The following is a 26,194-nucleotide window of genomic DNA, read 5'->3' as shown; positions in this document are numbered from 1 at the left end:
CGTGAACGGACCCGAGATCCACGTCGAATTCGCCCCCGGCCTCCACCTGTTCGTCCCGGCCGCCCGCCGCGCCGGACGCACCCCGCTGACCACCGACGGCGTCTCCACCCTCGGCCATGTCGTCGAGTCCCTGGGCGTGCCGCTGACCGAGGTGGGCGCGCTCGTGGTGGACGGCCGGGAGGTGCCCGCCGCGCACGTCCCGGCCGCCGGTGAGTCGGTGACCGTACGGGAGGTCACGCGCCCCCAGCGGGTGCCGGGCGCCCCCTTGCGGTTCCTGCTGGACGTGCACCTCGGCACGCTCGCCCGGCGGCTGCGGCTGCTCGGCGTGGACACGGCGTACGAGTCGACGGACATCGGCGACCCGGCGCTGGCCGCGCGCTCGGCGGCGGAGAAGCGGGTGATGCTCAGCCGCGACCGGGGCCTGCTGCGCCGCCGTGAGCTGTGGGCGGGCGCGTTCGTCTACAGCACCCGCCCCGACGACCAGCTCCAGGACGTCCTGGACCGCTTCGCCCCCGAACTGCGCCCGTGGACCCGCTGCACCGCCTGCAACGGGCTGCTGCGCACCGCCACCAAGGAGGAGGTGGCGGACCAGTTGAAGGGCGGCACCCAGCGCTCGTACGACGTGTTCGCCCAGTGCGCGGAGTGCGGGCGCGCCTACTGGAAGGGCGCCCACCACGACCAACTGGAGGCCATCGTGACCCGCGCGACGGCCCCCCGCGCCCAGGACGGCTAGCCGGTCAGCGCGTCAACGCCGCCCGCAGCCGCTCCCGGTCGGTCGTCGGGGCGTCGCAGGTGAAGTTGCGGCAGACGTACGCCGTCGGGGCGCCGTCGGTGAGCGGCCGGTCGGCGAGGAGCGGGAACTCGTCGCTGCCGACGGTGCCGTAGGCGACGACCGCGCCGGGCGCGGTGCCCAGCAGGGCCGTGCGGTGCAGCTCCCTGCTGGCGGGGTCGTCGAGCGCCGGTCCGACGACGGCGACCTCGCGCGGACCGTCGAGGAGCGCCTCCGCGACCGCCAGCCCCCACCCGACGAACCTCGGCACCCGCGGCCCGAGCGCCCGCACCACGCCGAGCGCCCGTTCGGCGGCGGTGCGGTGGGGCTCGGAGCCGGTCTGGGCGGCGTACCCGAGCAGGGCGCCCGCGGCGGCGCTCCAGCCGGACGGCACGGCGTTGTCGGTGGGGTCCTGCGGGCGCCGGATGAGCCGCTCGGCGTCCGCCGCGGTGTCGTACAGGGCGCCTGACTCCGCGTCGGTGAAGCGGACCAGCACATGGTCGAGGAGGAACCCGGCGAACTCCAGCCAGACGCCCTCCCCGGTCACCGACGCCAGCGCGAGGAACCCCTCCGCGACGTCGGCGTAGTCCTCCAGGACGCCCGCGTTGCTCCCGGCGCGGCCGTCCTTGCTGGTGCGGGTGAGCCGGGCGGCGTCGTCCAGGTGCAGCCGGACCAGCAGGTCGGCGGCGCAGACGGCGGCCTCCACCAGGTCGGGACGGTCGAAGTAGGCGCCGGTCTCGGCGAGCGCGGCGATCGCGAGCCCGTTCCAGGCGGCGACGACCTTGTCGTCCCGGCCGGGGGCGGGCCGCCCGCCGCGCGCCTCGAACAGCCGCCGCCGGATGGAGTCGATCCGCCCGGCGTCGACGACGCCCTCGCCCTGCGGCAGCCGCAGCACGGACGCGCCCTCCTCGAACGTGCCCTCCTCCGTCACCCCGAAGTGCTCGGCGGCGACCGCGGCGTCCGCCTCGCCGAGCACCTCACGCAGTTGCGCGGGCGTCCACACGTAGTACGCGCCCTCGACGTGCCGACCCGAACCGTCGTCGCTGTCGGCGTCCAGCGCGGACGCGAAGCCGCCCTGCTCGGTGCGGAGTTCACGGACCATGAAGTCGGCCGTCTCCAGCGCGATCCGCCGGGCCAGCGAGGAGCCGGTGGCCCGCCACAGGTGGGCGTAGACGCGGCACAGCAGCGCGTTGTCGTAGAGCATCTTCTCGAAGTGCGGCACGGTCCAGTCGCGGTCCACGGAGTAGCGGGCGAAACCGCCGCCGAGCTGGTCGTACAGCCCGCCGCGGGCCATGCGCTCGCAGGTGTCCGCCGCCATCTGGAGGGCGCCCTCCGCGCCGGTGCGGGCGTGGTGCCGCAGCAGGAACTCGATCACCATGGACGGCGGGAACTTCGGCGCCCCGCCGAACCCGCCGCGCTGCGGGTCGTACTCCCGGGTCAGCCCGAGCAGCGCCTGCGACAGCTCCTGCTCACCGGGGACCTCGGTGCCGCCGAAGGACACCTCCCGCCCGGCCAGGTCCCGGACGATCTTCCCCGCCACGTCCGCGACCTCCTCCCGCCGGTCCGCCCACGCGTGGTGCACGCCCTGAAGGACCTGCTGGAACGACGGCATCCCGCCGCGCGGCGCGGGCGGGAAGTACGTACCGAAGTAGAACGGCTCCGCGTCCGGCGTGAGGAACACCGTCATCGGCCACCCGCCCTGCCCGGTCGCCGCCTGCACCGCCTCCATGTAGACCGCGTCGACGTCCGGCCGCTCCTCCCGGTCGACCTTGACGGACACGAAGTGCCCGTTCATGTACGCGGCGGTGTCAGCGTCCTCGAAGGACTCGTGCGCCATGACGTGGCACCAGTGGCAACTGGAGTACCCCACGCTCAGCAGCACCGGCACGTCCCGTCGCCGTGCCTCCTCGAACGCCTCCGGCGACCAGGGCCACCAGTCGACCGGGTTCTCGGCGTGCTGGAGCAGATACGGCGAGGTCTCGTGCGCGAGTCGGTTCGGCATGGGGTCCATCCTGCCCCAGTACCCGGCCCGACACCGGACAGCGGCGGCCGGGTGATCCCGCCCCCTCGTCAGGTCGCGCCCCGGGCAGCACACTTGATGACCTACACAGCGATCCGCGGAGGGGGACACGATCATGCGGGACGCTCACCGCGCGGAGGCCGACCGGCTGCTGCGCCGGGCCGTGGAGGAGGAGGTACGGCGGTCAGGGGGCCGTACCGACGGACAGGTGCTGCTGACCCGGGCGCGCGGGGCCCTGGACGCGATGGGGCAGACCGCCGCCGAGGAGTACGCCGCCTACACCCGCGCCCTCGACGAGTCGGAGGCCGGGCGGCTCACCTTCGGCCAGCGGTACGCCCGGGAGGGCGCCGGGACGCCGCTGCTGGTGGCGGGCGTCGCCGGGCTCGCGGCGGTGGTGGCCGACCTGGCGCTGGGCACCGGCACCGGGACCGCGTTCGGCGCGGGCGTCACCGTCGGCGTCGTCGGCGCGGCGGCGACCGTGGTGAAGGTCGCCGGGACGCATCTGCCCGCCGCCCACCACCGCGCCGGTGCCGTCGGCCAGCCGGGCGGGCCCGAGCAGCTCAGGCTCCAGTGGCTGACCGCGCTTGAGGTGCGCGGCATCCGGCCGTTCCTGGACCAGCAGCGGGTGCTGGCCGCGTCCACCGGGCCGGTCGGCAAGCAGCAGGGGCCGAAGCTGCGCGGCGCGGACAAGAGCGGCAGGGCCCGCGGGCGCAGCGTGCTGGAGCAGTCGTTCGCCCAGCTCCCCGAGCCCACGGGCCCGTTCGCGGGGCGCCGTACCGAACTGGGCCGCATCCGGCAGTGGGTGCAGGCCGCCCGCGCCAGCACCGAGACCCGGCCCACGGTGGTGGTGCTGCACGGGCCGCCCGGCAGCGGTCGTACGACGCTCGCGGTGCGGGCCGTCCACGATCTGCGGGACCAGTTCCGCGGCGCCTGCGTGGTCGACCTGCGCGGGGACAGCCCGCAGGACCCGCCGCTGACCACCCGGGACGCCCTGCTGCACCTGCTGAACCGGCTCGGCGCCTCCCGCGAGCAACTGCTGTTCCGGGAGCGCTCCTCCCCCGACCAGCACGTCAAACGGCTCAGCGAGCTGTACCACCAGCACCTGACCGGCGTCCCCGTCACCGTCGTCCTCGACGACGCCTCGGACGTGGAGCAGATCCGCACCCTGGTGCCCGAGCGCTCCGACAGCCTCGTCCTGGTCACCGCCCGGGAGCCCCTGGAGCTGCCGTCCGACCTGCCCGCCTGGGTGCACCACCTGCCGGTGCCCGTGCTGGACGCGGCGGGCGCGGAGGAGCTGCTGGGCGCGGCGGCGCAGGACGCCTCGGGGCCCTACGACGCCGAGTCCGCGGAGACGGTCCGGGAGCTGTGCGGCGGGCTGCCGCTGGCGCTGCGCGTCGCCGGGTCCTCGCTCGGCCCGCGCTCGCCCCGCCAGCTCGCCGCCGACCTCGGCGCGTACGGGCCCGTGCAGCCGGTGGAGCGGGCGCTGTGGCTGTGCTACACCGACCAGTCGGACGCCGCCCGGCGGCTGCTGCGGCGCCTCGCGCTCGCCGGGCGGGCCTCGCTCGGGGCGGCGGCCGCGGCGGCGCTGATCGCCACCGACGAGGCCGAGGCGACCCGGCACCTCGTCGCGCTCGCCCGTGCCGGGCTCATCGACCAGGTGCGCGGCGACCGCTACCGGCTGCACGACCTGGTGCGCGTCTTCGCGCAGGCCGCCTCCTCGACGAGGAGGAGCCCGCGGAGCGCGCCGCCGCCCAGGAACGGCTGATCGTCAACTACGCCGAACTCGCCGACTCCGTGCTGCGGCTGGTCGACGGCAACATGTCCACCCGCTCCGACCGGTTCGGCCCGCACGGCTTCACCTCCCTCGACGAGGCGCTGCGCTGGCTGGACGACGAGTCCAGCTTCATCACCGCCACGCTGCGGCACGCCGAGGGCGTCGACCAGGGCGCGGTGCTGAACCTGCTGGGCGCGCTGTGCGACTACTGCCTGCTGCGCGGCGACCTCTACCGGCTCGGGGAGATCAGCGAACTCGCGCAGGCCGTCGACCAGGGGCTGCTGGTGCGGTCGGTGCAGTGGCGCACCGGTATCGCCGCCCGGCAGCTCGGTGAGCTGGACAAGGCCCGCACCACGCTGACCTCCGTCGTCGACCTGTACCGGGAGGCCCACCACGACGCGGGCGCCGCCCGTGCCCTGTGCTCGCTCGGCATCACCCTGCACCACCAGGGCAACCTCACCGAGGCCGCTGCCCGGCTCCGGGAGGCCCTCGACCTCCAGGCGTCCCCCGACCTCGCCACCGACCGGGCCTGGACCATGCACGCGCTGGCCGCCGTGGAACGCGACCGGGCCCACCTCGCGGAGGCCCTCGACCTGCTGACCCGCTCCCTGGAACTGCACCGCGCGGGCGAGTCCCTGCACGGCCAGGCGTGGGCGCACTACCAGCTCGGGCAGCTCTGTCTGCGCCTCGGTGACGTGCCGCGCGCCGAGACCGAGCTGCGGCACGCCCTCGACCGCTACGGCCGGACCCGCGACGCCCGCGGCGAGGCGTGGGCGCTGACCCAGCTCGCGCGGGCCCGGCTGGTCGCCGGGGACGCCACGGACGCGGTGACCGAGCTGCGGAGCGCCGCCGTGCGGCACCGGGAGAACGAGGACGCCCGCGGCGAGGCGTGGACCCTGTACTACCTCGGGCAGGCGCTGGAGGAGACGGGCGACCTGGACGTGGCGGTACGGGACCTGGAGCGGGCCCGCACGATGTTCTCCCGGATGCGGGACGTGTACGGCCTGGCCTGCGCCCGGCACCACTCCGCCCGCGTCACCCGCGACCAGCGGGCCGCGCAGACCGGGTCGCTGCGCAACTCCGGGTTCGCCCGGCAGCTCCTCGTCGACGCCCGCGCCGACTTCCAGCGCATCGGCGTCGCCCATGGCGAGGCGTGGACGTGTCTGGAGCTGGCCGTCGTCGACGCGGGCAACGGCCGCACCCAGCAGGCGCTCACCCTGTGCGACGAGGCCGCGGGCCTGTTCGCCTCCTACGGCGACCGGCGCGGCGAGGACTGGGCGCGCTTCCTGCGCTGCACCCTGCTGCCGTACGCCGCCCCCGGCGGGGTGGAGGTCGGTACCGCCGTCGCCCAGGAGGAGCTGGCCCAGCTCGCCCGCGCCGGGCATCCGGCGCGGGACGAGAAGCTCGACGACTTCGTGGGCGCCTACGAGCTGCTGCTGGAGCGCGGCATCACCCTGGAGTCGGGCTGGCAGGCATGGCGGCTCGGCATGGTGCCCAGCCGCCACGCACGTGAGGTGATGGGCGTCGCGGTACCGGCGACGCCGTGACCTCAGGCCTTGCCGGGTCGCTCGGCCCCGGAGTCGACGGCGGTGCCGTCCGCCTTCGGGGCCTCCTTGAAGTCGACGCGGCCCATGTGCCGGTTCATCGACTTCATCAGGCCCCACACGGCCAGGGCCATCACCGCGAACACGATGAAGCCGAGGACGCCGGGCGTCACCTTGTCCTCGTCGAGTTCCTTGGCGAGGGTCGCGACGTGGGTCATTGCCAGGCTTGCGCTTGCGCTCATATCAGGCATTGTCGCGGATGCCCGCGAAGAGGTCGTCCTCGGGGAGGGAGGTCTCCACGAGCGACTTCGCCAGCTCGTACTCCTCCGTCGGCCAGACCTCCTTCTGGAGCTCCATCGGCACCCGGAACCAGCCGCCGTCGGGGTCGATCTGCGTACGGTGCGCGATCAGCGCCTTGTCGCGGATCTCGAAGAAGTCCGCGCACGGGACGTGCGTGGTCAGGGTGCGCTCGGCGCGCTCGAACTCGTCCCAGCGCTTGAGCCACTCCCCGTAGGGCGACTCCAGGCCGCGGTCCAGCATCGCCTGGTGCAGCGCCTCGGTGCGGGGGCGGTTGAAGCCCTGGTTGTAGTAGACCTTCATCGGCTGGTAGGCCGGGCCGTACTCGGACTCCGGGTACTTCTCGGTGTCCGCCGCGCCCTCGAACGCCACCATCGTGATCTTGTGGGTCATGATGTGGTCGGGGTGCGGGTAGCCGCCGTTCTCGTCGTAGGTGGTGATCACCTGGGGCCTGAAGGCGCGGATCTTGCGCACCAGCTCCCCGGCCGCGTGGTCGACGTCCTCCAGGGCGAAGCAGCCCTCCGGCAGCGGCGGCAGCGGGTCGCCCTCCGGCAGCCCCGAGTCGACGAAGCCGAGCCACTCCTGCTTGACGCCGAGGATCTCCCGGGCCTCGTCCATCTCCTTCTTGCGTACCTCGTGGATGTGTTCCTCGATGTACGCGTCCCCCTGGAGCTTCGGGTTGAGGATGGAGCCGCGCTCCCCGCCCGTGCAGGTCACGACCAGCACGTCCACCCCCTCGGACACGTACTTCGCCATGGTGGCCGCGCCCTTGCTCGACTCGTCGTCGGGGTGGGCGTGGACGGCCATCAGTCGCAACTGGTCAGTCAAGACTCAATCCTCAAGTCGTTAGGCGCCCTGTGTGCGGTGGCGCGATGAGCGGCTTCTATAGTGACCGAATCGGGCGAGGAATAATTCCGCCCTGGGAACGACCCCAGGAACGGCCCCGAAGACCCCCGGGAGGACGAGGATCATGAGCACGGCGAGCACGCGCCTGCCCGAGGGCCGCTACGGCCGTTCCTCGGACGAGCGTGCCAACCGCACGCTCATGGTGGTCGGCGCCGTCCTGGGTGCCGGGCTCCTCGCCCTGATCGGCTACTTCGCCTACCACTACGTCGGCGGCAACAAGATCAGCGGCCAGGTGATCAGCTTCGACCTCGCGGACGACGCGGTGAAGGTGCGCCTCCAGGTGGAGAAGGACGCCGGTACCTCCGGCTACTGCACCGTGCGCTCCCAGGCCGCGGACGGCGCCGAGGTGGGCCGGGCCGACTTCCGCTTCGAGGGCGACGCCACCACCGTCACCCAGGTCGTCACGCTGCGGACGACGGCCCCGGGGTCGACGGCCGAACTGCTCGGCTGTCACGCCGACTGATGATCAACTCCGGGTGTTCATCCCCGCGTCACCACAGCGCGGTCGGTGTCACCCGGAATCCGTAGGCGCTGACCTGCGTTGACACGACTTTGGTGACTTATGTCCTCCCCCTTCCGCCACTGAATTGTTAGGCTCGTGGTTTCGCCCACTCCTGAAGGAACATTCTTCTGGGTAGGGCGATGCTTTGTATTCCCAGTACCGACGAGGAGCACCCTGTGACCCAGACCAGCGAGAACGTCACCTGGCTGACCCAGGAGGCGTACAACAAGCTCAAGGACGAGCTTGAGTACCTTACTGGTCCTGCGCGCACGGAGATCGCCGCCAAGATCGCGGCCGCGCGCGAGGAGGGCGACCTGCGCGAGAACGGCGGGTACCACGCGGCCAAGGAGGAGCAGGGCAAGCAGGAGCTCCGTGTGCGCCAGCTCACCCAGCTCCTCGAGAACGCCAAGGTCGGTGAGGCCCCCGCCTCGGCCGACGGGGCGGTCGCGCCGGGCATGGTCGTCACGATCGCCTTCGACGGCGACGAGGACGACACGCTGACCTTCCTGCTCGCCTCGCGTGAATACGCCAGCGGCGACATCGAGACGTACTCGCCGCAGTCGCCGCTCGGCACCGGCGTCATCGGCCACAAGGTCGGCGAGGACGCCCAGTACGAGCTGCCGAACGGCAAGAAGGCCTCGGTGCGCATCCTCAAGGCCGAGCCCTACAGCGGCTGACCGGCTGATCCCGCAGGACCCTGGCACGCCCCCGCTGTCTTCCTGACGCCGGGGGCGTCGCCATGCCGGTCTCCGTGCCCGGAGCCGCCGTCCGCCCGCCTACGCGGTCGCGGAGCGGTACTTGCGGACCGCCAGCGTCCGGAAGAGGGCGATGATGAGTATCGAGTAGATCAGCGAGGCCCAGACCGGGTGCTGCATGGGCCAGGCGTCCGACGGGCTCACCCCGGGGTTGCCGAACAGCTCGCGGCACGCCTGCACGGTGGCGCTGAACGGGTTCCAGTCCGCGACGTGCCGCAGCCACGGCGTCATCTGGCTGGAGTCCACGAACGCGTTGGACACGAAGGTGACCGGGAAGAGCCAGATCAGCCCGCCCGAGGTGGCCGCCTCCGGGGTCCGCACGGACAGCCCGATCAGCGCGCCGACCCAGGTGAACGCGTACCCGAGCAGGAGCAGCAGCCCGAAGGCGCCGAGCACCTCGCCTATGTTGGTGTGGGTCCGCCAGCCGACCAGCAGCGCGACGACCGCCAGCACCGTCACGGTCAGCGCGGTCTGCACCAGGTCGGCCAGCGTCCGCCCGGTCAGCACCGCCCCCCGGGCCATGGGCAGCGACCGGAAGCGGTCGATCAGCCCCTTGTGCATGTCGTCGGCGATGCCCGCCCCCGCACCGGCGGTGGCGAAGGTGACGGTCTGCGCGAAGATGCCCGCCATCAGGAACTCACGGTAGACACCCGGGTCGGTGGTGCCGCCGATGTTCATCGAGCCGCCGAAGACGTAGCTGAACAGCACCACGAACATGATCGGCTGGATGAGCCCGAAGATGACCATCTCCGGGATCCGCGTCATCCGGATCAGATTGCGCTTGGCGACCACGAGTGAGTCGCGCACGGACTGGCTGAGCGGGTTGGACGGCGCGCTGATCCGTACGGTGTCGGTGATGGCACTCACCTGACGGCCCCCTTCTCGTTCTCTTCGTCCTTGACCTCGGCCACGTGTCCGGTCAGGGACAGGAACACGTCGTCGAGCGTGGGTCGGCGCAGGCCGATGTCGTCTATCTCGATACCGCGCACGTCCAGCTCGCGGATGACCTCGGCGAGCAGCTTGGCGCCGCCGGTGACGGGCACGGTGAGCTTGCGGGTGTGGTCCTCGACGGTGACGTCGCCCTTGCCGAAGCCGCGCAGCACCTCGCCCGCGGTCGTGATGTGCTCACGCTCGTGCACCACGACCTCCACCCGCTCCCCGCCGGTGCGGGCCTTGAGCTGGTCGGAGGTGCCACGGGCGATCACCTTGCCCTGGTCGACCACCGCGATGTCATGGGCGAGGTGGTCGGCCTCCTCCAGGTACTGGGTGGTCAGCAGCAGCGTCGTACCGCCGGAGACCAGTTGCTTGATGACCTCCCAGAGCTGCTGGCGGTTGCGGGGGTCGAGGCCGGTCGTCGGCTCGTCCATGAACATCACCGGCGGCGAGACGACCAGCGCGGCGGCCAGGTCGAGGCGGCGGCGCATACCGCCCGAGTAGGTCTTGGCGGGGCGGTCGGCGGCGTCCGCGAGGTTGAACTGCTCCAGCAGCTCGGCGGCGCGGACCTTCGCGTCCTTGGCCCGCATCTGGTAGAGCTGCCCGACCATCTGGAGGTTCTCCCGGCCGGTCAGGTACTCGTCGACGGCGGCGAACTGGCCGGAGAGGCCGATGGAGCGCCGTACCTCGTTCGGGTGCTTGAGCACGTCTATGCCCGCGACCACCGCCCGGCCGCTGTCGGGGCGCAGCAGCGTGGTCAGGCAGCGGACCGTGGTGGTCTTGCCCGCGCCGTTCGGCCCGAGCAGGCCGAGGACCGTGCCCTCCGGGACGTCGAGGTCGACGCCGTCCAATGCCCTTACGTCGCCGAAGGTCTTCACCAGGCCTTCGGCATAGATGGCGCCTGGCATATGAGTCTCCACCTCATTGGGGTTCGTCAGGGATTCGTCAGGGGTCGTCGGCGGGATTCAGGTTCGGGATTCGGGATTCGGGTCAGGGAATCCGCGTTCGAGGTTCTCACCATAACGCGATGTATCGCGTCTCACAATGCGGTTCATTCGAACGGGTGAGGGAAGGGATGTCGATCCAGGGGGATGCGGTGGGGTCAGCCCATGACCAGGTATCCAGCGGCGCGCAGGGCGTCTTCGACCTCGACGCAGTGAGCCGGTCCCTTCGTCTCCAGGTGCAGTTCCACCTCCGCCTCCGTGAGCCCGAGCCGTGGGTCGGTCCGTACGTGGCTCACATCGAGGACGTTAGCGTCGACCACTGACAACACCCCCAGCATTTTCGCGAGGGCGCCCGGCCGGTCGGTCAGCCGCAGCCGAACGGCCAGGTAGCGGCCCTGCGCCGCCATGCCGTGCCGCAGCACCCGCTGCATCAGCACCGGGTCCACGTTGCCGCCGGACAGCACCGCCACCACCGGGCCCTCGAACGCCCCCGGCTCGCTCAGCAGCGCCGCGACCGGGCTGGCTCCCGCCGGTTCCACCACCAGCTTGGCCCGCTCCAGGCAGAGCAGCAGCGCGGTGGACAACTCGTCCTCGCTGACCGTGCGGACCTCGTCCACCAACTCCTCGACGATGCCGAACGGCACCTCGCCCGGCCGCCCCACCCGGATGCCGTCGGCCATCGTCGCCGGGTTCTCGACCGCCACCGGCCGCCCCGCCGCCAGCGAGGGCGGATAGGCAGCCGCGCCCGCCGCCTGCACGCCGACGATCCGCACGTCCGGCCGCAGCGTCTTCACCGCGACCGCGATCCCGGCCGCGAGCCCGCCGCCACCGACGCCCACCAGGATCGTGCGCACCTCCGGGCACTGCTCCAGGACTTCCAGGCCGACCGTGCCCTGCCCGGCGATGACGTCCGGGTGGTCGAAGGGGTGGATGAACACCGCGCCGGTCTGGGCGGCGTACTCCTGCGCGGCGGCCAGCGTCTCGTCGACCACCTGGCCGTGCAGGCGCACCTCGGCGCCGTAGTCACGGGTCGCGCTGATCTTGGGCAGCGGGGCGCCCTTCGGCATGAACACCGTCGCGCGCACCCCGAGCAGCGCGGACGCCAGGGCCACGCCCTGCGCGTGGTTGCCCGCGCTGGCCGCGACCACCCCGGCGGCCCGCTCCTCGGGCAGCAGCCCGGCGATCCGGACGTAGGCGCCGCGCAGCTTGAACGACCCCGTGCGCTGGAGGTTCTCGCACTTGAAGTGCACCGGCGCCCCCACGAGCTGCGTCAGGTGCCTGCTGCCCTCCATCGCGGTCACCCGGGCCACCCCGGTGAGCATCTTCTGCGCGCCGCGCACGTCGTCGAGGGTGACCGGCGGGACGGGGACCGACTTGCGGTGGTTCATGCCTCAAGTCTCGCAGTTCACACACGCCGACGGCTGTTGTGACCAACCTCCGAGACTGGTTTCCGCAGCCCCGGTACGGGCCGCCTGCCATCCGCGTAACCTGTCCCCCAACCCAGCTACCCAGCGATGAAGTGAGCCCCCCGCCATGCCCACAACACCTGAAATGTCGATGGACATGACGACCGTCGGCGACAGCGGTCTTCTCGACGCGCTCCAGCACGAGGTGGCGGTGTTCGCCCGCCGTGCGGAGCAGACCCGGCTCGGCGGCGTCGGTCAGGTGCGCAACTCCATGGACCGCGCCGCGTACCTGCTGCTCAACCGCCTCGACAAAGAGGGCCCGATGGGCGTCAAGGCGCTCGCCGCGAGCATGGGCATCGACTCCTCCACCGTCACCCGGCAGGTGGCTCCGCTCGTCGACACGGGCCTGGTCAAGCGCACCTCGCACCCCGAGGACGGCCGCGCGGTGGTCCTCCAGCTCTCCCCGCGCGGGCACTCCCGGCTGGACGAAGTACGGTCCTCACGGCGCCAGTTGATGGCCGACCTGACGCAGGACTGGGCGCCGGAGGAGCGCGCGGCGTTCTGCACCCTGCTGACCCGCTTCAACCAGTCACTGTCCGCCCGGATGGCCGCCCAGGGCGTGCCCGGCGCGGACCAGCCCACGCAGTCCTGACCTGCCGGGGCCGCCGCGGAGGGCACGGGCGGGACATACGGAGGACCCGCCTCCGCGGGCTGGTGGGTGCGCGGCTCTTGACCGAAAGGGCACCCCTGGCCTCATATGAGACCGGGTCCTGGTCCTCGTACGCGGGTTCGCGCGCCGTGCCCCGCGTCCGGCCGGGGTCCGTTGTCCTCAAGGTCGCCTTCAGGCGGGGGGAGGCGCGGTGCGAGATCGGCAAGCGTCCCGGGGTGCCCGCCGGGACGAGGAGTTCCGCGCGTTCGTCGCGGGCGCGGCGGGCAGGCTGCTGCACACCGCGACCCTGCTCACCGCGGAGGCCCCGGACGACAACCCGCGCGCGCGGCGGCTGCTGACGCTGGCCCTCGCCCACACCTACGCGCGCTGGGACGGGCTGCGCGGCGAGGACCCCTACGACCGCACCCGCCGCTATCTCGCCACCCGGTTCGCGCACGCGGCCTGGCACCACCACGGCGCCCTCCGCCGGGCCCGCCCGCACCCGCGCAGCGCGCTGTCCCACCTGTCGCCGCAGGAGCGTCTGGTCGTCGTCCTCAGGTTGTACGAGGGGGTCGCGGAGAAGCAGACGGCGGCCCTGCTCGGCCTGCCCGTCGAACGGGTCCGCGCCCTGTGTGACCGGGCGACGGCGCTGCTGCTCCACCCGCCCCGCGAGCCCGCCCCGGCCGTGGTGGCGGGGGCCAAGGTGGCGGCGTCATGAGCGGAGCCGTGACGGGCGGCCGTGCCGGGAGCCGGGCCGACGGGGAGGCCGCGTCATGAGCCGCGCCGACCGGGAGGCGGCGGCGCGGCGGGTCATGGACCGTACGCCGCCGAGGGTGCCGCCGGAGCTGTATCCCGACGCCGTACGCCGTGGCGCCCGCATCCTGCGCCGCCGCCAGCTCGTCCACCGGGTGCTGTGGGTGCTGCTGTGCGTGGCGGCGGTGGCGTTCACCGTGTGGGCGCTGGTCGCGCAGCCGTGGGTGGAGCCGCCGTCGGAGACGACCCCACCGCTCACGGACTGGTAGCCCGGCCCGGTCAGCCGAGGGCCTGCTCCAGGTCGGCCAGCAGGTCGTCGGCGTTCTCGATGCCGACGGAGAGCCGCACGAGGTCGGCGGGGACCTCCAGGGCCGAGCCCGCCGCGGACGCGTGGGTCATCCGCCCGGGGTGCTCGATCAGCGACTCGACGCCGCCCAGGGACTCACCGAGGGTGAACACCTTCGCTCGGTCGCAGACCGCGACGGCCGCCTCCTCGCCGCCCTCGACGCGGAAGGAGACCATGCCGCCGAAGGACCGCATCTGCTTGGCGGCGACCTCGTGACCGGGGTGGTCCGGCAGTCCGGGGTACAGCACGCGCGTCACGCGCGCGTGCCGGGTGAGCATGTCGGCGACCTTGGCGGCGTTCTCGCTGTGCCGGTCCATGCGCACCGGGAGCGTCTTGACGCCGCGCAGCACCAGCCAGGAGTCGAAGGGCCCGGCGACCGCGCCCATCGCGTTCTGGTGGTACGCCAGCTCCTCCCCGAGCCCCTCGTCAGCGACGACCAGGGCGCCGCCGACGACGTCGGAGTGGCCGCCCATGTACTTGGTGAGGGAGTGCACGACGACGTCCGCGCCGAGCGACAGCGGCTGCTGGAGGTAGGGCGTGGCGAAGGTGTTGTCGACCACGAGGCGGGCGCCCGCGTCCCGGCTGACCTGCGCGACCGCGGCGATGTCGGTGATGCCGAGGAGCGGGTTGGAGGGGGTCTCCACCCAGACGACCTTGGTCTTCGGGGTGATCGCGGCCCGTACGGCGGCCGGGTCGGAGGTGTCCGCGACCGACCACTCGACGCCCCAGCGCGCGACGACCTTGGCGAAGAGGCGGAAGGTGCCGCCGTACGCGTCGTTGGGGATGACCACGTGGTCGCCGGGGCTGAGCAGCGTACGCAACAGGCAGTCCTCGGCCGCCAGTCCGGACGCGAACGCGAGGCCGCGGCGACCGCCCTCCACGGCGGCGAGGTTCTCCTCCAGCGCGGTCCTGGTGGGGTTGGCGCTGCGGCTGTACTCGTAGCCGCCGCGCAGCCCGCCGACGCCGTCCTGCTTGTAGGTCGAGACCTGGTAGATCGGCGGGACGACGGCGCCGGTGAGGGGATCGGCGGTGTTGCCCGCGTGGATCGCCAGGGTCTCGAAGTGCTGACTGATGTGCCTGTCGCTCATGGGGACCGAGCGTAGTGCGCCCGGGGCGCGGACCGGGGCGCTGGGGGAACGCGGGTTTTCCACAGGCTCGCGCCACGGGTTGGCCAATTGTCACTGGCGTCTGGTTCGCTTGAGGCATGGAGATTCTCTGGGTCCTGATCGCGCTGGTCATGCTGGGGTTCGTGGTGCTGCCCCTCGTCCGTCGCAGGCGCGGTGCGATCGAGCAGGTCCCGCCGGGCCACCCGGACGCCGCGGACCCGTCGGACTACGGCTTCGCCCGGCAGGAGGAGCTGGACGTCCGGATGCCCGGCCCCGACAAGGACCTGCTGGACGTCCTGGACGTGGTGCAGCGCACGCAGGACTACCGGGCGGCGGCCCAACTGCTGGCGGGCACCGAGACGGAGGGCGAGCTGCGCTGGCAGCGGGTGCAGGCGTTCGCGGGCGCCGCGTCGCTGGAGCTGGCGCGGAGCCCGGGCGGGGTGAGCGAGCTGCCGGGCGGGCAGTGGCTGCGGATCTGGCGCACCGAGGCGCCCAAGGACGCGGGCGGCGCGGCGGTGCACGCCGAGTTCCTGGTGCAGCAGGCGTGGCGGACGGCGACGCCGGGCACGGACGAGTTCCGGATCATCATGGAGGAGGCGAAGGCGGCCTGCGGCGACGCGGCGCTGCTCGCCCCCGGCGACCCGGTGCCGTACATCGTGGAGCTGTCGGTGGCACGGGGCCTGGCGTACCCCCGCCCCGAGTTCGAACAACTCTGGCTGAAGATCCTCGACCGCGCCCCGAACCACATGGGCGCGCACCTGGCGGCCCTGCAGTACTGGTGCGAGAAGTGGCACGGCTCGCGCGAACTGGCGACGTCGTTCGCGGAGGCCGCGGCGGCCCGCGCGCCGCAGGGCTCCCTGCTGGCGGCGATGCCCCTGTTCGCGGTCTTCGAGCACCTGCCGGAGCTGAACCTGGTCAGGAGCTTCTACCAGAGCGAGGTCGTCAGCAAGGCGATCCACGGCGCCCTGCACGCGGTGCACTCGGCCCGCCCCGACGACCCCATGCTGGCGCACGTCCGCCACCTGCTGGTCTTCTTCCTGGTCCGCGCCGAGCGCTGGGCCGAGGCGATGACCCAACTGGTCCACGTCGACGGCCACGTGGGCGCCCTCCCCTGGACCCTCTCCCCCGACCCGGCCGCCGAGTTCGCGGTCTACCGCGCCCTGGCGGTAGCGGGCTACGAGGCGAACGGCGGCAGCCCGGCGACCCTCCCGGGCTGACCACCCCCGCCCCTGGAATGCGCAGCCCCGGCCGCGCCGTTGACGCGGTAGCCGCGCTGTCCCAGGAGAAGGAGCCCCGCAGATGCCGTTCGGCCGCACCCCCACGCTCCCCACCCGCGACCAGGCTCTGCGGGGCCGTCCGGCGCCGATCTTCACCGTCCCCGGCCACCACACGGTCCTCGGCACCCCGCTCCTCGGCCCCTATCCCGACGGCCTGGAGATCGCCGACTTCGGCCTCGGCTGCTTCTGGGGCGCCGAGCGCGCGTTCTCGAGGCTCCCCGAGGGTGTGTGGACCACCCTCGTCGGCTACCAGGGCGGCCATACCGAGCACCCCACGTACGAGGAGGTCTGCTCGGGCCTGACGGGCCACACGGAGGTGGTTCGCGTGGTCTACGCCCCCGAGCACCTCTCCTACGAGTCCCTCCTGAAGACCTTCTGGGAGTCCCACGACCCCACCCAGGGCTTCCGCCAGGGCAACGACGGGGGCACCCAGTACCGCTCGGCGATCTACACCCACACGCCCCAGCAGCACACCACGGCGACGGCCTCCCGCCAGACCTACCAGCGCGCCCTGACGTCCTCCGGGCACTGCCAGATCACCACGGAGGTCCTGCCCGCCGAGCCGCGCCCCTTCTACCCGGCGGAGCCGTACCACCAGCAGTACCTGGACAAGGACCCGGCGGGCTACTGCGGAATCGGCGGGACGGGGTCAGGCTGGGCGCCCGGTCCTGAGGCTCAAGAAGCTGGCCTGAGCCTCGAGAAGCTAGTCCACCTCGATCCCGAAGTCCCGTAGGAGCTGTTCCAGGCCGCCCGGATAGCCCTTGCCGCCCAGGACGAAGTCCCAGTCGCCGTTGGCGCGGCGACGGAAGGAGCCCAGTACCAGGGCGGTCTCGGCAGCGCGGCCGTCGGAGACGTCGAGTTGCCCAAGCTCGCTCCGGCTCGGGTCGAGCAGGCGGATGCGGGCGTCCGTGAAGCCGGAGAGGTCGGCGTCCGGGTTGACCTCCGGGTCGACGGCCGCCACCAGGACGAGGCGGTCGGCGGCATTCGGCAGGGCGTCGAAGGAGACGCAGATCGCGGCCTTGTCCGGCGCGGTGGCGGGCAGGGCCCGTACGGAGCCGTCCGGTGTGCGCGGGTTGTTGTAGAAGACGAAGTGGTCGTCGCTGAGGACCCGGTTGCCCTGGCAGACGAGCGCGCACACGTCCAGGGCGACGGTTCCGGTCCAGGACATGCCCAGGATGTTGTAGTCGTTCGGTAGGTCGGGATACGGGGCCGGACGGGCGGCCGGGGCCGCGCCGGTGGTCCGACGGCCGCCGTCCCCGAGACGCCCGCGCAGGCCGTGCCGGTGCAGCAGGTCGACGAGTTCGGTGCCCGAGACCAGCTCCAGCGGCTTGCCGTTGGCGAAGGTGTGGGAGCCTGGGCCGAACCCCGACGTGGTCACGAGCACGCCCTTGTTGGCACCGGCGTCCTGCATGGTCCCGTACAGGTCGCGTACTGCGGTGGGCGGTACGGTGTTCCGGTACCGCTTCACCTGGACGACCAGCTCGCCGCCCCGGATCGGTGTCGGGTCGATCGCCTTGACGTCCACGCCGCCGTCGTTGGAGCGCTGGGTCGTCACCGCCCGCATCCCCATCGCCTCGAAGAGTTCCGCCACGAGGTTCTCGAAGGCGATCGGGTCCATCTCGTACAGGTCCGGCTCCTCATCGCCGCCGTGCGCGACGACGCGGTTCCCGACCTCCTGTGGCCGCCGCCCCGGCCGTACCGGGGTGAACTGGTCCGGCCGGGCCGAGAGCTGTCCCCGGAGCGCGTCCGCCAGACAACTGCCCGGGTCGACCTGCGCCAGCCGCAGCTCACGGAACGCAGCCCTCGCCGCCATGACGGTGGCGAGGACGAACCGGCCCGGTCGGCCGGTCGTGGGGTCGTGTCCGTCGACGAACCCGTTCAGGGCCACCGACTCCAGGGCGCCCGTCTCGTCCGCCGCGAACAGCTCGTGCAGTACGAGCAGCACGCACTGCGCGAGGACCTCCCGGTACAGCGCCCGGCGCTGCCCCACCGGTCGCGGGCTCTCCTTGTACTGGTCGGCCGCGTACATGTACCGGACCGACTTCGTCTCCGGGACGACGTCGTACCCGGGCAGTTCCCAGTCCAGTACGAGCTGCCGGGCCGCGGGGTCGTAGGCGGCCACCACCTGCCGTGGGAAGCCCTCCGGCCACACCGTCGAGGCGTACAGCGCGGCGGAGAAGAACTCGATCACGGACTCGGGGTCCCTGCGCCTGACGCCCTCCGTCACCGCGAGCACACCGGCGTTGTGCCGCCGCGCCTCGGCCAGTTGGGCGTCGGCCCACTGCTGGTACTCCCGCTGGTACGACGCGAGCTGCTGCTGCCGGTGCGCCTCGGCGGCCTGGGCCGCCTGCCAGTCCCGCTCGAAGCGGGCCCGCGCCTCGGCCTGCGTCTGCGCCCGCTGACTGGCGGTCCAGCCGCCCTGGACCTCGTACTGCCGGAAGTCAGGCATGGGCACGGGCTGTGCCAGGTGGCCCGGCGCGAAGGGCTGGACCTCTTCTGCGCGCATCAGCGACGCCGCCCTGAACGCCGGAGCCTGGCAACCCGCGACGAGGATGCCCTGCAGCGCGGCGACCCGCGCGTCTAACTCCTCGGTGCGACGGAGCGCCTCAGCCACCTTGTACTCACGCTGACTCTGCGTGGCGCGCCACTGGTAGGCGCGGGCCTGCTGATCTTCCTGTCTCCGCCGTCTGGCTTCGGCTTCCAGTTGGCGCTGCTGCTGCCGCTGCATCTCGGCCCAGACGCCGACAAAATCGGTAGAGCGACGACTCATGTGGTGCGGGCCCCTCCCCAAGGCGCTCTGGCTGTCCCCACAACCAGCTGTAACGAGCCGACTGTACCGAGCAACCACGGCCCCGCCTATCCATGCGTCACGGGCAACCTGAACCTCTCGTCAGGCCGCCCCGCCCCCTACCCCTCCGCCTCCCACCGCAGCAGATCCCCCGGCTGGCACTCCAGTGCCTCGCACAGGGCCGCCAGGGTCGTGAAGCGGACCGCCTTGGCGCGGCCGTTCTTCAGGACGGCCAGGTTGGCGGGGGTGATGCCGACGCGGTCGGCGAGTTCGCTGACGGAGAGCTTGCGCTTGGCCATCATCACGTCGATGTCGACGACGATCGGCATCAGATGACCTCCGCCAGCTCGGCCCGCATCCGGGCCGCCTGGGCGAGCAGCATCCGCAGGACGAGGACGATGAGCGCGACGCCGAAGAGGCCGAGGGAGAGCCCGCAGACCAGCAGGACCACCCCCGGCGCCACGGCCTCCCCCGGCGCCAGGACGACCGCCAGCGAGAAGACCACCAGCGCCGCCGCCACGAACGCCCCCGTGATCACGTGCACGTAGCGGAACGCGCCCGGGGAGAAGACGGTGTCCCGGCGGACCATCGTCACCAGGCGCCATACGGCGGCCAGCACCACCTGCGCCGTCGCCACGCCCAGGACCACGATCACCAGGACCGGGACGCGCAGGTGGGCGACGTCCTCGTCCAGTCCGCGCATGTCGATCGCCAGCAGCGGCACCATCACCGCCTGCACGAACACCGAGCCCGCCAGCAGCAGCGCCAGCACGGCCCGCAGTGCGAGCACCGCCAGGTTTCCCATCGGTCGTTCCCTCCCCGCCTCGCCCATCCATCGTTCAGCGATAGGAATCTATCGATAAACGATAGGTGTGAGCAAGGGGGAGGTTCAGATCGTCGACGTGTCGATCACGAACCGGTAGCGCACGTCGCTCGCCAGCACCCGCTCGTACGCCTCGTTCACCTGCTCCGCGCGGATCACCTCGATCTCCGCGCCGATCCCGTGCGCCGCGCAGAAGTCCAGCATCTCCTGGGTCTCGCGGATGCCGCCGATGCTGGAACCCGCCAGCGTCTTGCGCCCGCCGATGACGGAGAACAGGTTGAGGGAGACCGGCTCCTCGGGGGCGCCCACGTTGACCAGCGCGCCGTCCGTCTTCAGCAGCGAGAGGTAGGCGCCGAGGTCCAGCGGGGCCGAGACCGTCGAGATGATCAGGTCGAAGGTGCCCGCCAGCTTCTGGAACGTCGTCGCGTCGCTGGTCGCGTGGTAGTGGTCGGCGCCCAGCCGCAGGCCGTCCTCCCGCTTGCGCAGGGACTGCGACAGCACCGTCACCTCCGCGCCCAGCGCGTGCGCCAGCTTCACCGCCATATGGCCGAGACCGCCCAGGCCGACCACGGCGACCCGCTTGCCGGGGCCCGCCTGCCAGTGCCGCAGCGGGGAGTACGTGGTGATGCCCGCGCACAGCAGCGGCGCGGCCACGTCGAGGGCCAGGCCGTCGGGGACGCGGACGACGTAGTTCTCGTCGACGACGATCTTCTCGGAGTAGCCGCCGTGCGTCGGCTGCCCGTCCCTGCCGACGCCGTTGTACGTCATCACGTTGCCGTTGGTGCAGTACTGCTCCAGCCCGGCGCGGCAGTTGTCGCACTCCCGGCAGGAGTCGACCATGCAGCCGACGCCCACCCGGTCGCCCACGGCGAACTTGGTGACGCCGGGGCCCACCTCGGAGACCACGCCCGCGATCTCATGGCCGGGGACCATCGGGAAGATCGCCTCGCCCCAGCCCTCCCGGACCTGGTGGATGTCGGAGTGGCAGATTCCGGCGTACTTGATGTCGATCAGGACGTCGTGCTCCCGTACCGCCCGGCGCTCGATCGTCGTGCGCTCCAGCGGAGCCTTGGCGGCGGGGGCGGCGTATGCGGCGACAGTGGTCATGCCGGTCGTTCTCCTAGCAACAATTTCCCGGAGGTCTTCTGACGCTGACCAGCCTGCCCCCGCCGTCCGCGTTCGCCCAGGTCACCGCTTTGCGTACGTCCGCTGTGCCTACCACTGGCAGGGACAGGCTCCCCGTCGTACGACCAGCCGCGCCTGGCGATACTGGGGGTATGGACCAGCAGCCCACCGAGCAGCAGCCCAGCGAGCAGCAGCCCGCGCCGACCCCCGGCGCCCCCGGCGGTGCCCTCGACCGGCGCGCCGAGCTGAGCGAGTTCCTGCGCACCCGGCGGGCCCGGCTGAAGCCGGAGGACGTCGGGCTGCCGGACTTCGGGCGGCACCGCCGCGTGCCGGGGCTGCGCCGCGAGGAGCTGGCCCAGCTCGCCGGGGTGTCGGTGGCGTACTACACCCGCCTCGAACAGGGCAACGGACGGAACGTGTCGGCCGAGGTGCTGGACTCCATCGCCCGCGCCCTGCGGCTGACCAGCGCCGAGCACGCGCACCTCACGCACCTCGCCCGGCCCACGCAGCAGCGCAGGAAGACCGCGCCGCGCACCCAGCACGTGCGCGGGGCGCTGCGGCAACTGCTGGACACCATCGACACCGTCCCGGCGTACATCGTCGGCCGCCGCACCGACATCCTCGCCTGGAACCGGATGGCGGCGGCCGTCTTCGGGGACTGGTCCGAGCTGCCCGCGCCGGAGCGGAACTGGGCGCGGCTGGTGTTCCTGCGGCCCGACTACCGCGACCTGTTCGTGGCGTGGGAGCAGAAGGCCGCCGACATCGTCAGCTACCTGCGGATGGACGCGGGCTGCCACCCGGACGACCCCCGGCTCTCCGCGCTGGTCGGGGAGCTGTCGGTCAAGAGCGAGGAGTTCCGGCGGCTGTGGGCGACGCACGACGTCAAGGAGAAGACGTACGGCGTCAAGTTGATGCGCCATCCGCTGGTCGGTGAACTGGCGCTGTCCTTCGAGAACTTCCGGCTGGTCGACGACGCCGAGCAGTCGCTGGTCACCTACCACCCCGAGCCGGGCTCACCGTCCGCCGAGTCCCTGCGGCTGCTGGCCAGCTGGGGCGCGGACGCCACCCGCGCGGGCACCTCATCATCGTCGGCGACCCGGGAGCAGTAGAACGGCGACCCGGGAGCAGGAGAACGGCCACCCGGGAGCAGGAGAACGCCGACCCCAGAGCAGGAGAACGGCCCCCCGGAAGCCATGCCTCCAGGGGACCGTTCCCTTCACCTCAGCGCTACCGCGGCAGCAGGCTCACTTGCCGTAGTACGCGTTGTAGATCGAGATCGTCGACTTGTTGCCCTTCTTGTCGGTGATCTTCGCGTGGTACGAGATCGACTTGCCCTTGGCCGGGTTCTTGACCTTGACCTTGCCGTCCTTGACGGTGAGCTTCTTCCAGGTCTGGCCGTGGTCGTACGACACGTACACGTGCAGCGACTTCAGGTTGGAGCCCTTGGCCGCGCCCTCGACGGTGACCGGGACGGTGGCCGTGCGACCGGCCGTCACCTTGCTGTCGAGGGTGGTGTTGGCGCCGAAGCGGACGGTGGAGGCCGGGAGCTGGACGATCTCGGCGTTGGACTTCTTGGAGCGGAAGGTGAACTTGGCGTCGATCCGGGTGGAGGCCGCCGCCACCTTGTTGCTCCGCTTGACCGAGGTCGTCAACTGGTACTGGGCGTCACCGGACGGGACCTTGAACATCTCCCCCTCCAGCGGGTCGCTGTTGGAGGCGATCTTGGTGCCGTTGCGGTACAGGTTCGTGGTCACCGAGGTGTACAGGGACGAGCCCGGGTGCTTGGCGCTGTCCGCGAAGAGCGGGAGCGAGCCGTAGATGTAGTTGTCCTCGCGGAACAGGCCGTAGTCCGAGTTCAGGGTCGGGCCGAAGACCGCGCGGTTGAAGGTGGTGCTGTAGGTGTTGCCCGCGCGGTACTTCTTCGGGTTGCCGCCCCCGTAGTACGCCTCCACGGTCCGGAAGCCGTCAGCGTCCACCGGGCCGAGCTGGAGGAAGTCGTACGACCAGCGGATGTCGTCCACCGTGGACAGGTGCAGCGTGCGCTTGGTGGGCAGCTTGCGGTCGATCTCGGAGCTGAAGACGGCGTTCTCCGGGAACAGGCCCCACGGCATGAGCGCGCCGGTCTTGCCGGGGGCGGAGGCGCCGACGTCCGCCTTCACCGTGGCGAGTTCGCTCTTCTTGAAGTGCCGGACCTTGTCGCCCTGGATCTTCTTCACGTTGGCGGTCGTGGCCACGTCGTACTCGCTGCCGGAGCCCTTGGTGAACTGGCCGAACCAGGTCTGGCTCAGGCCCCGGGGGATCTCCGGGCCCAGGTGGGCCATGCGCAGGTCGGCGAAGGAATCCGCGCCGAAGCCGATGCCGACCGCCTCGTCGAGGAAGTAGTCGATCGACGCGAACACCGGCTTGGCCGAGGAGTCCGGCACCCGGATGTCCGCCGCCTTCGTCTTACGGGCGTCCAGGGTCACCGAGGTGTTCTTGGTGACGCTCAGCTTGGGCTGGACCAGCCAGTCCAGGCCGCCCTCGAAGGTCTCGAAGTCCTTCACGATCCAGGCGTCCAGGACGTACGTGCCCTTGGCCACCCGCAGCGTCGTCACGCCCGACTCCACCGGCGGCACGGAGTAGGCGCGGCCCTCGCCGAGCCCGGAGTAGCCGAACAGCACGGTGTCGTACTGGTTGGCGGCCTGCCCGTCCCGGCCGATGTGCTTGACCTTGACGTCGTACGACTCCACCTCACGGTTGACCGCGGCGGCCGTGCGGACGGTCTGGCCGCCGCCCTTGGCCGTGACGTACGCCGAGTAGGTGCCGTCGAGGGTGCCGCCCAGCCGGGTGTCGGCGGTCATGGTCACGGAGGCCGTGCCGCCCGCGGGGACGGTCACCGTGCTGGCGCCCAGCGTGAAGAAGCCCGCCGGGGCCGCGGCGCCCTTGGGGTCGGTGGCGCTGACGCTGAGGTTCAGCGTCACGTCGGCGGTGCCGAGGTTGCGGTACGTCAGCTCCTTGCCGACCGGCGTGTCGTCGGTGTGCGGCCACTGCTGGGTACCGAAGCTCACCGACACCGGGTCGGCGATCACGGTCTGCTTGATCGCCTTGTCGACCTGGATGCGGCCCGAGCCCTGCTCGAACGGCGTGTACTTGCCGCCCTTCGTGGACGCGGTCAGCGCGCCCTTGAGTTCGGTGTACGTCCAGTCCGGGTGCTGCTGCTTGAGCAGCGCGGCGGCGCCCGCGACATGCGGGGTCGCCATCGACGTACCGGAGATGGTCAGGTAACCGGCGGGCGACTCGCCCACCTCCTGGGCGATGACGCTGCCCTTGGCCGACGCGGCGGTGATGTCGACGCCGGGCGCGGTGACGTCCGGCTTGATGGCGCCGTCCCCGACGCGCGGGCCGGTGCTGGAGAAGTCCGCCAGCTTGTCCTTGTCGTCGACGGCGCCGACGGTGAGCGCGGCGTCCGCGGAGCCCGGCGAACCGACCGACTCGGGGCCGGAGTTGCCCGCGGCGATCGCGAACAGCACGCCCGTCTCGGCGGAGAGCTTGTTGACCGCCGCCTCCAGCGGGTCGATCTCCGGGGTGTCGAAGCCGCCGAGGCTCATGTTGATGACGTCGGCGCCCTGCTGGGCCGCCCACTCCATACCGGCGAGGATGCCGGAGTCGTCACCGAAGCCGTTGTCGTCGAGGACCTTGCCGTTGAGGATCGTCGCCCCGGGGGCCACGCCCTTGAACTTGCCCCCCGACTTCGCCCCGGTACCGGCCGCGATGGACGCGACGTGCGTGCCGTGGCCGTACTTGTCGGTGGCGTCGGCGGCGGTGGTGAAGTTCTTCGCCACCGCGACCTGCGACTTCAGGTCCGCGTGGGTGGCGTCGACGCCGGTGTCCAGGACGGCGATCTTGACGCCCTTGCCGTCGTAACCGGCCTCCCACGCCTTGGGGGCGCCGATCTGCGGCACCGACTTGTCGAGGGTGACCTGGCGGACGCCGTCCAGCCAGACGTGCGCGATGCCGGAGGCGGTCCGCTGCCCGTCGGTGAGCGCGTCCCAGAGCTGCGGCGTGTCCTGCTCCGGGGTCCGCACCGCGTCGGCGTTCAGGGTTTTCAGGGTGCGGCGCAGGGTGCCCGCGTCCCGGACGTCCGCCTTGGCCGTGGCGGCGGTGCCGCGGTAGCCGACGATGACCTTCAGGGCGTCGTGCTCGCCGCTCCGGGACTGCGCCCTGCTCAACTCGGTGACGTCGAACAGCCGCTGGTCCAGCTTGCCGGTGGCGACCATGCGGGCCGCGTCGGCGGGTATGACGAGCGTGCGCCCCTCGATCTTGCGGATCTGCACGGGTATGTGCTCGCGCCCCTCGGCCCGGTCCAGGCCGACGACGCGCCCCTTGGCGTCCACGGTGACCTGGTCACCGGTGATGAGCGTGACGCGCTGGTTGGCGGTGTTCGCCGAGGCGTCGGCAGCGCCGGTCACGCGCTGCTCCCCCCGGTCGGTGGGCTTCGCCGACGCCGGGCTGGTCAGGCCCGCGGCGAGGGCGACGGCGGCTGCCGTGGCTACGGCGGCAGCGCCGACTCTCTTTACTTGTGTGCGCAAAACTCCCCCTGGGAGATGAGGTACCGGATGAATTCCCCTTCACCCGGCCGGGGGAGTTATCGCACGCGTACACGAACGCCCCCCGGAATACGCAGTATGCCGGGGGGTGATCACTTGCCTCAATACGGTCATCGGCCACAACCGGGCTATGACAGAACTGTTACGCACTCGGCCCGTGGGCCCGCGCGCTCACACGTTCTCCCTGACGGAGATCCTGCCCTTCTTGATGGTGGCCAGCCGCGGCGCCTTCCGCGCGATCGCGGAGTCATGGGTGACCATCACGAAGGTCAGCCCGTGCTCCTTCCACATGGACTCCAGTACGTCCATGATCTCGTCGCGCATCGACTCGTCGAGGTTGCCCGTGGGTTCGTCCGCCAGCAGCACCTTCGGCCGCTTGACCAGCGCCCGCGCGATGGCCACGCGCTGCTGCTGACCTCCGGACATCTCCCCGGGGAGGTGTCCGAGCCGCTCGCCGAGACCGACCGACCGCAGCGCCTCGGCGGCCCGTTCCCTGCGGTCCTTCGCCTTCACGCCGAGGGGGACGAGGGCGGTCTCGACGTTCTCCTGCGCGGTCAGCGTGGGGATGAGGTTGAAGCTCTGGAAAACGAACCCGATGCTTTCGCTTCGCACCCGGGTGAGCCGCGCCTCGGGCAGTTTGCCGAGGTCGATTCCGTCCAGCACCACATCGCCCGAGGTGGGCCGGTCGAGGCCGCCGAGCATCTGCAGCAGCGTGGACTTTCCCCCGCCGGTGGGTCCTTGAATGACCAGCCGGTCGCCGTCGGGGATGGTCAGGTCTATGCCGTCCAGGGCGTGGACGGTTTCCTTACCGCGCGTATACCGCTTGGTCACGGACGTGAGTTCGTACATGGGGACAACAACTCCTGGCAGAAGAAAAGGAGAACGGCGGGA

General features: G+C 71.8%; 22 protein-coding genes and 1 pseudogene. 10 read left to right on the top strand and 13 right to left on the bottom strand.

Annotated elements, in window-relative coordinates; genetic code table 11:
• Window position 1 precedes the first annotated feature (1 nt).
• Entirely contained in the window at window positions 2-733 is a 732-nt protein-coding gene (locus ACFQZ6_RS22770) for a Mut7-C RNAse domain-containing protein (RefSeq protein ID WP_381611929.1), read from the top strand.
• Between the two features lie 4 nt (window positions 734-737).
• On the opposite strand, the gene ACFQZ6_RS22765 is transcribed toward ACFQZ6_RS22770, so the two are convergent.
• The gene (locus ACFQZ6_RS22765; RefSeq protein WP_381611927.1) at window positions 738-2,771 is read right to left on the bottom strand and encodes a thioredoxin domain-containing protein; all 2,034 of its coding nucleotides are present in this window, start codon (window positions 2,769-2,771) and stop codon (window positions 738-740) included.
• Between the two features lie 133 nt (window positions 2,772-2,904).
• Here ACFQZ6_RS22765 and ACFQZ6_RS22760 point away from each other — a divergent pair.
• A pseudogene (locus ACFQZ6_RS22760) lies at window positions 2,905-6,110 on the top strand (tetratricopeptide repeat protein).
• Between the two features lie 2 nt (window positions 6,111-6,112).
• Here ACFQZ6_RS22760 and ACFQZ6_RS22755 read toward each other — a convergent pair.
• Window positions 6,113-6,358: a hypothetical protein gene (locus tag ACFQZ6_RS22755; RefSeq protein WP_381611925.1), complete on the bottom strand. Its 246-nt coding sequence runs from the start codon at window positions 6,356-6,358 to the stop codon at window positions 6,113-6,115.
• The gene (gene mca / locus ACFQZ6_RS22750) at window positions 6,351-7,232 is read right to left on the bottom strand and encodes a mycothiol conjugate amidase Mca (protein ID WP_381611923.1); all 882 of its coding nucleotides are present in this window, start codon (window positions 7,230-7,232) and stop codon (window positions 6,351-6,353) included. Before mca ends, ACFQZ6_RS22755 begins: the two co-directional genes overlap by 8 nt.
• Before the next feature lie 142 nt (window positions 7,233-7,374).
• On the opposite strand from mca, the gene ACFQZ6_RS22745 reads away from it, so the two are divergent.
• A complete protein-coding gene (locus tag ACFQZ6_RS22745; RefSeq protein WP_381611921.1) occupies window positions 7,375-7,773 on the top strand; it encodes a DUF4307 domain-containing protein in 399 nt (132 codons plus the stop codon).
• A gap of 215 nt (window positions 7,774-7,988) precedes the next feature.
• Window positions 7,989-8,489 carry a transcription elongation factor GreA gene (gene greA, locus ACFQZ6_RS22740; RefSeq protein WP_381611920.1) on the top strand — a complete coding sequence of 167 codons (501 nt, stop codon included), beginning with the start codon at window positions 7,989-7,991 and terminating at the stop codon, window positions 8,487-8,489.
• Window positions 8,490-8,588: 99 nt separating this feature from the next.
• Here greA and ACFQZ6_RS22735 read toward each other — a convergent pair whose 3' ends face one another.
• From ACFQZ6_RS22735 to ilvA, 3 genes are all read right to left on the bottom strand, one after another.
• Window positions 8,589-9,434 carry an ABC transporter permease gene (locus ACFQZ6_RS22735; protein WP_381611918.1) on the bottom strand — a complete coding sequence of 282 codons (846 nt, stop codon included), beginning with the start codon at window positions 9,432-9,434 and terminating at the stop codon, window positions 8,589-8,591.
• Window positions 9,431-10,408 (bottom strand): ATP-binding cassette domain-containing protein, encoded by a 978-nt coding sequence (locus tag ACFQZ6_RS22730; RefSeq protein ID WP_381611916.1) that lies wholly within the window; start codon window positions 10,406-10,408, stop codon window positions 9,431-9,433. The genes ACFQZ6_RS22735 and ACFQZ6_RS22730 overlap by 4 nt, the downstream gene beginning before the upstream one ends.
• Before the next feature lie 194 nt (window positions 10,409-10,602).
• Window positions 10,603-11,832 (bottom strand): threonine ammonia-lyase, encoded by a 1,230-nt coding sequence (gene ilvA / locus ACFQZ6_RS22725; RefSeq protein ID WP_381611914.1) that lies wholly within the window; start codon window positions 11,830-11,832, stop codon window positions 10,603-10,605.
• A 163-nt stretch (window positions 11,833-11,995) separates the two neighbouring features.
• On the opposite strand from ilvA, the gene ACFQZ6_RS22720 reads away from it, so the two are divergent.
• From ACFQZ6_RS22720 to ACFQZ6_RS22710, 3 genes are all read left to right on the top strand, one after another.
• Window positions 11,996-12,502 (top strand): MarR family winged helix-turn-helix transcriptional regulator, encoded by a 507-nt coding sequence (locus tag ACFQZ6_RS22720; protein WP_381611912.1) that lies wholly within the window; start codon window positions 11,996-11,998, stop codon window positions 12,500-12,502.
• Between the two features lie 208 nt (window positions 12,503-12,710).
• Complete coding sequence (locus ACFQZ6_RS22715; RefSeq protein ID WP_381611910.1) at window positions 12,711-13,217, top strand: sigma factor-like helix-turn-helix DNA-binding protein; 507 nt, start codon at window positions 12,711-12,713, stop codon at window positions 13,215-13,217.
• A 55-nt stretch (window positions 13,218-13,272) separates the two neighbouring features.
• A complete protein-coding gene (locus ACFQZ6_RS22710; RefSeq protein WP_381611908.1) occupies window positions 13,273-13,521 on the top strand; it encodes a hypothetical protein in 249 nt (82 codons plus the stop codon).
• A 10-nt stretch (window positions 13,522-13,531) separates the two neighbouring features.
• Here ACFQZ6_RS22710 and ACFQZ6_RS22705 read toward each other — a convergent pair whose 3' ends face one another.
• Window positions 13,532-14,686, bottom strand: a complete 1,155-nt coding sequence (locus ACFQZ6_RS22705) for a cystathionine gamma-synthase (RefSeq protein ID WP_381611906.1) — start codon at window positions 14,684-14,686, stop codon at window positions 13,532-13,534.
• A gap of 116 nt (window positions 14,687-14,802) precedes the next feature.
• Here ACFQZ6_RS22705 and ACFQZ6_RS22700 point away from each other — a divergent pair, with 116 nt between their 5' ends.
• Together ACFQZ6_RS22700 and msrA are read left to right on the top strand one after the other, a co-directional pair.
• On the top strand, window positions 14,803-15,921 hold the full coding sequence (locus ACFQZ6_RS22700) for a hypothetical protein (protein ID WP_381611904.1): 1,119 nt from the start codon (window positions 14,803-14,805) through the stop codon (window positions 15,919-15,921).
• 82 nt (window positions 15,922-16,003) lie between these two features.
• Window positions 16,004-16,714: a peptide-methionine (S)-S-oxide reductase MsrA gene (msrA, locus tag ACFQZ6_RS22695; RefSeq protein ID WP_381611902.1), complete on the top strand. Its 711-nt coding sequence runs from the start codon at window positions 16,004-16,006 to the stop codon at window positions 16,712-16,714.
• Here the strand turns inward: msrA and ACFQZ6_RS22690 are convergent.
• From ACFQZ6_RS22690 to ACFQZ6_RS22675, 4 genes are all read right to left on the bottom strand, one after another.
• Window positions 16,685-18,751, bottom strand: coding sequence for a restriction endonuclease (locus ACFQZ6_RS22690; RefSeq protein WP_381611900.1), 2,067 nt, complete (start codon window positions 18,749-18,751; stop codon window positions 16,685-16,687). The two genes, msrA and ACFQZ6_RS22690, sit on opposite strands and share 30 nt — an antisense overlap.
• Window positions 18,752-18,888: 137 nt before the next feature.
• Complete coding sequence (locus ACFQZ6_RS22685; protein ID WP_381611898.1) at window positions 18,889-19,098, bottom strand: helix-turn-helix domain-containing protein; 210 nt, start codon at window positions 19,096-19,098, stop codon at window positions 18,889-18,891.
• Window positions 19,098-19,574: a DUF2975 domain-containing protein gene (locus ACFQZ6_RS22680; RefSeq protein ID WP_381611896.1), complete on the bottom strand. Its 477-nt coding sequence runs from the start codon at window positions 19,572-19,574 to the stop codon at window positions 19,098-19,100. The genes ACFQZ6_RS22685 and ACFQZ6_RS22680 overlap by 1 nt, the downstream gene beginning before the upstream one ends.
• A gap of 84 nt (window positions 19,575-19,658) precedes the next feature.
• A complete protein-coding gene (locus ACFQZ6_RS22675; protein ID WP_381611894.1) occupies window positions 19,659-20,699 on the bottom strand; it encodes an NAD(P)-dependent alcohol dehydrogenase in 1,041 nt (346 codons plus the stop codon).
• A 170-nt stretch (window positions 20,700-20,869) separates the two neighbouring features.
• On the opposite strand from ACFQZ6_RS22675, the gene ACFQZ6_RS22670 reads away from it, so the two are divergent.
• Complete coding sequence (locus ACFQZ6_RS22670) at window positions 20,870-21,826, top strand: helix-turn-helix domain-containing protein (protein ID WP_381611892.1); 957 nt, start codon at window positions 20,870-20,872, stop codon at window positions 21,824-21,826.
• A 135-nt stretch (window positions 21,827-21,961) separates the two neighbouring features.
• On the opposite strand, the gene ACFQZ6_RS22665 is transcribed toward ACFQZ6_RS22670, so the two are convergent.
• Together ACFQZ6_RS22665 and ACFQZ6_RS22660 are read right to left on the bottom strand one after the other, a co-directional pair.
• Window positions 21,962-25,285: a S8 family peptidase gene (locus ACFQZ6_RS22665; RefSeq protein WP_381611890.1), complete on the bottom strand. Its 3,324-nt coding sequence runs from the start codon at window positions 25,283-25,285 to the stop codon at window positions 21,962-21,964.
• 189 nt (window positions 25,286-25,474) lie between these two features.
• Complete coding sequence (locus tag ACFQZ6_RS22660) at window positions 25,475-26,152, bottom strand: ABC transporter ATP-binding protein (RefSeq protein WP_381611888.1); 678 nt, start codon at window positions 26,150-26,152, stop codon at window positions 25,475-25,477.
• Window positions 26,153-26,194: the final 42 nt, after the last annotated feature.

The sequence above is a fragment of the Streptomyces flavalbus genome (genome assembly GCF_042674625.1).
GTDB classification, from domain to species: Bacteria; Actinomycetota; Actinomycetes; order Streptomycetales; family Streptomycetaceae; genus Streptomyces; species Streptomyces flavalbus.
This window is presented reverse-complemented; position numbering and strand designations above follow the sequence as displayed.

Coding starts and splice junctions, on each gene's coding strand:
- ACFQZ6_RS22765 (WP_381611927.1), bottom strand. CDS start 2,771: ATGCCGAACCGACTCGCGCACGAGACCTCGCCGTATCTGCTCCAGCAC.
- ACFQZ6_RS22755 (WP_381611925.1), bottom strand. CDS start 6,358: ATGCCTGATATGAGCGCAAGCGCAAGCCTGGCAATGACCCACGTCGCG.
- ACFQZ6_RS22745 (WP_381611921.1), top strand. CDS start 7,375: ATGAGCACGGCGAGCACGCGCCTGCCCGAGGGCCGCTACGGCCGTTCC.
- ACFQZ6_RS22730 (WP_381611916.1), bottom strand. CDS start 10,408: ATGCCAGGCGCCATCTATGCCGAAGGCCTGGTGAAGACCTTCGGCGAC.
- ilvA (WP_381611914.1), bottom strand. CDS start 11,832: ATGAACCACCGCAAGTCGGTCCCCGTCCCGCCGGTCACCCTCGACGAC.
- ACFQZ6_RS22720 (WP_381611912.1), top strand. CDS start 11,996: ATGTCGATGGACATGACGACCGTCGGCGACAGCGGTCTTCTCGACGCG.
- ACFQZ6_RS22710 (WP_381611908.1), top strand. CDS start 13,273: ATGAGCCGCGCCGACCGGGAGGCGGCGGCGCGGCGGGTCATGGACCGT.
- ACFQZ6_RS22705 (WP_381611906.1), bottom strand. CDS start 14,686: ATGAGCGACAGGCACATCAGTCAGCACTTCGAGACCCTGGCGATCCAC.
- ACFQZ6_RS22700 (WP_381611904.1), top strand. CDS start 14,803: ATGGAGATTCTCTGGGTCCTGATCGCGCTGGTCATGCTGGGGTTCGTG.
- msrA (WP_381611902.1), top strand. CDS start 16,004: ATGCCGTTCGGCCGCACCCCCACGCTCCCCACCCGCGACCAGGCTCTG.
- ACFQZ6_RS22690 (WP_381611900.1), bottom strand. CDS start 18,751: ATGAGTCGTCGCTCTACCGATTTTGTCGGCGTCTGGGCCGAGATGCAG.
- ACFQZ6_RS22685 (WP_381611898.1), bottom strand. CDS start 19,098: ATGCCGATCGTCGTCGACATCGACGTGATGATGGCCAAGCGCAAGCTC.
- ACFQZ6_RS22680 (WP_381611896.1), bottom strand. CDS start 19,574: ATGGGAAACCTGGCGGTGCTCGCACTGCGGGCCGTGCTGGCGCTGCTG.
- ACFQZ6_RS22675 (WP_381611894.1), bottom strand. CDS start 20,699: ATGACCACTGTCGCCGCATACGCCGCCCCCGCCGCCAAGGCTCCGCTG.
- ACFQZ6_RS22670 (WP_381611892.1), top strand. CDS start 20,870: ATGGACCAGCAGCCCACCGAGCAGCAGCCCAGCGAGCAGCAGCCCGCG.
- ACFQZ6_RS22660 (WP_381611888.1), bottom strand. CDS start 26,152: ATGTACGAACTCACGTCCGTGACCAAGCGGTATACGCGCGGTAAGGAA.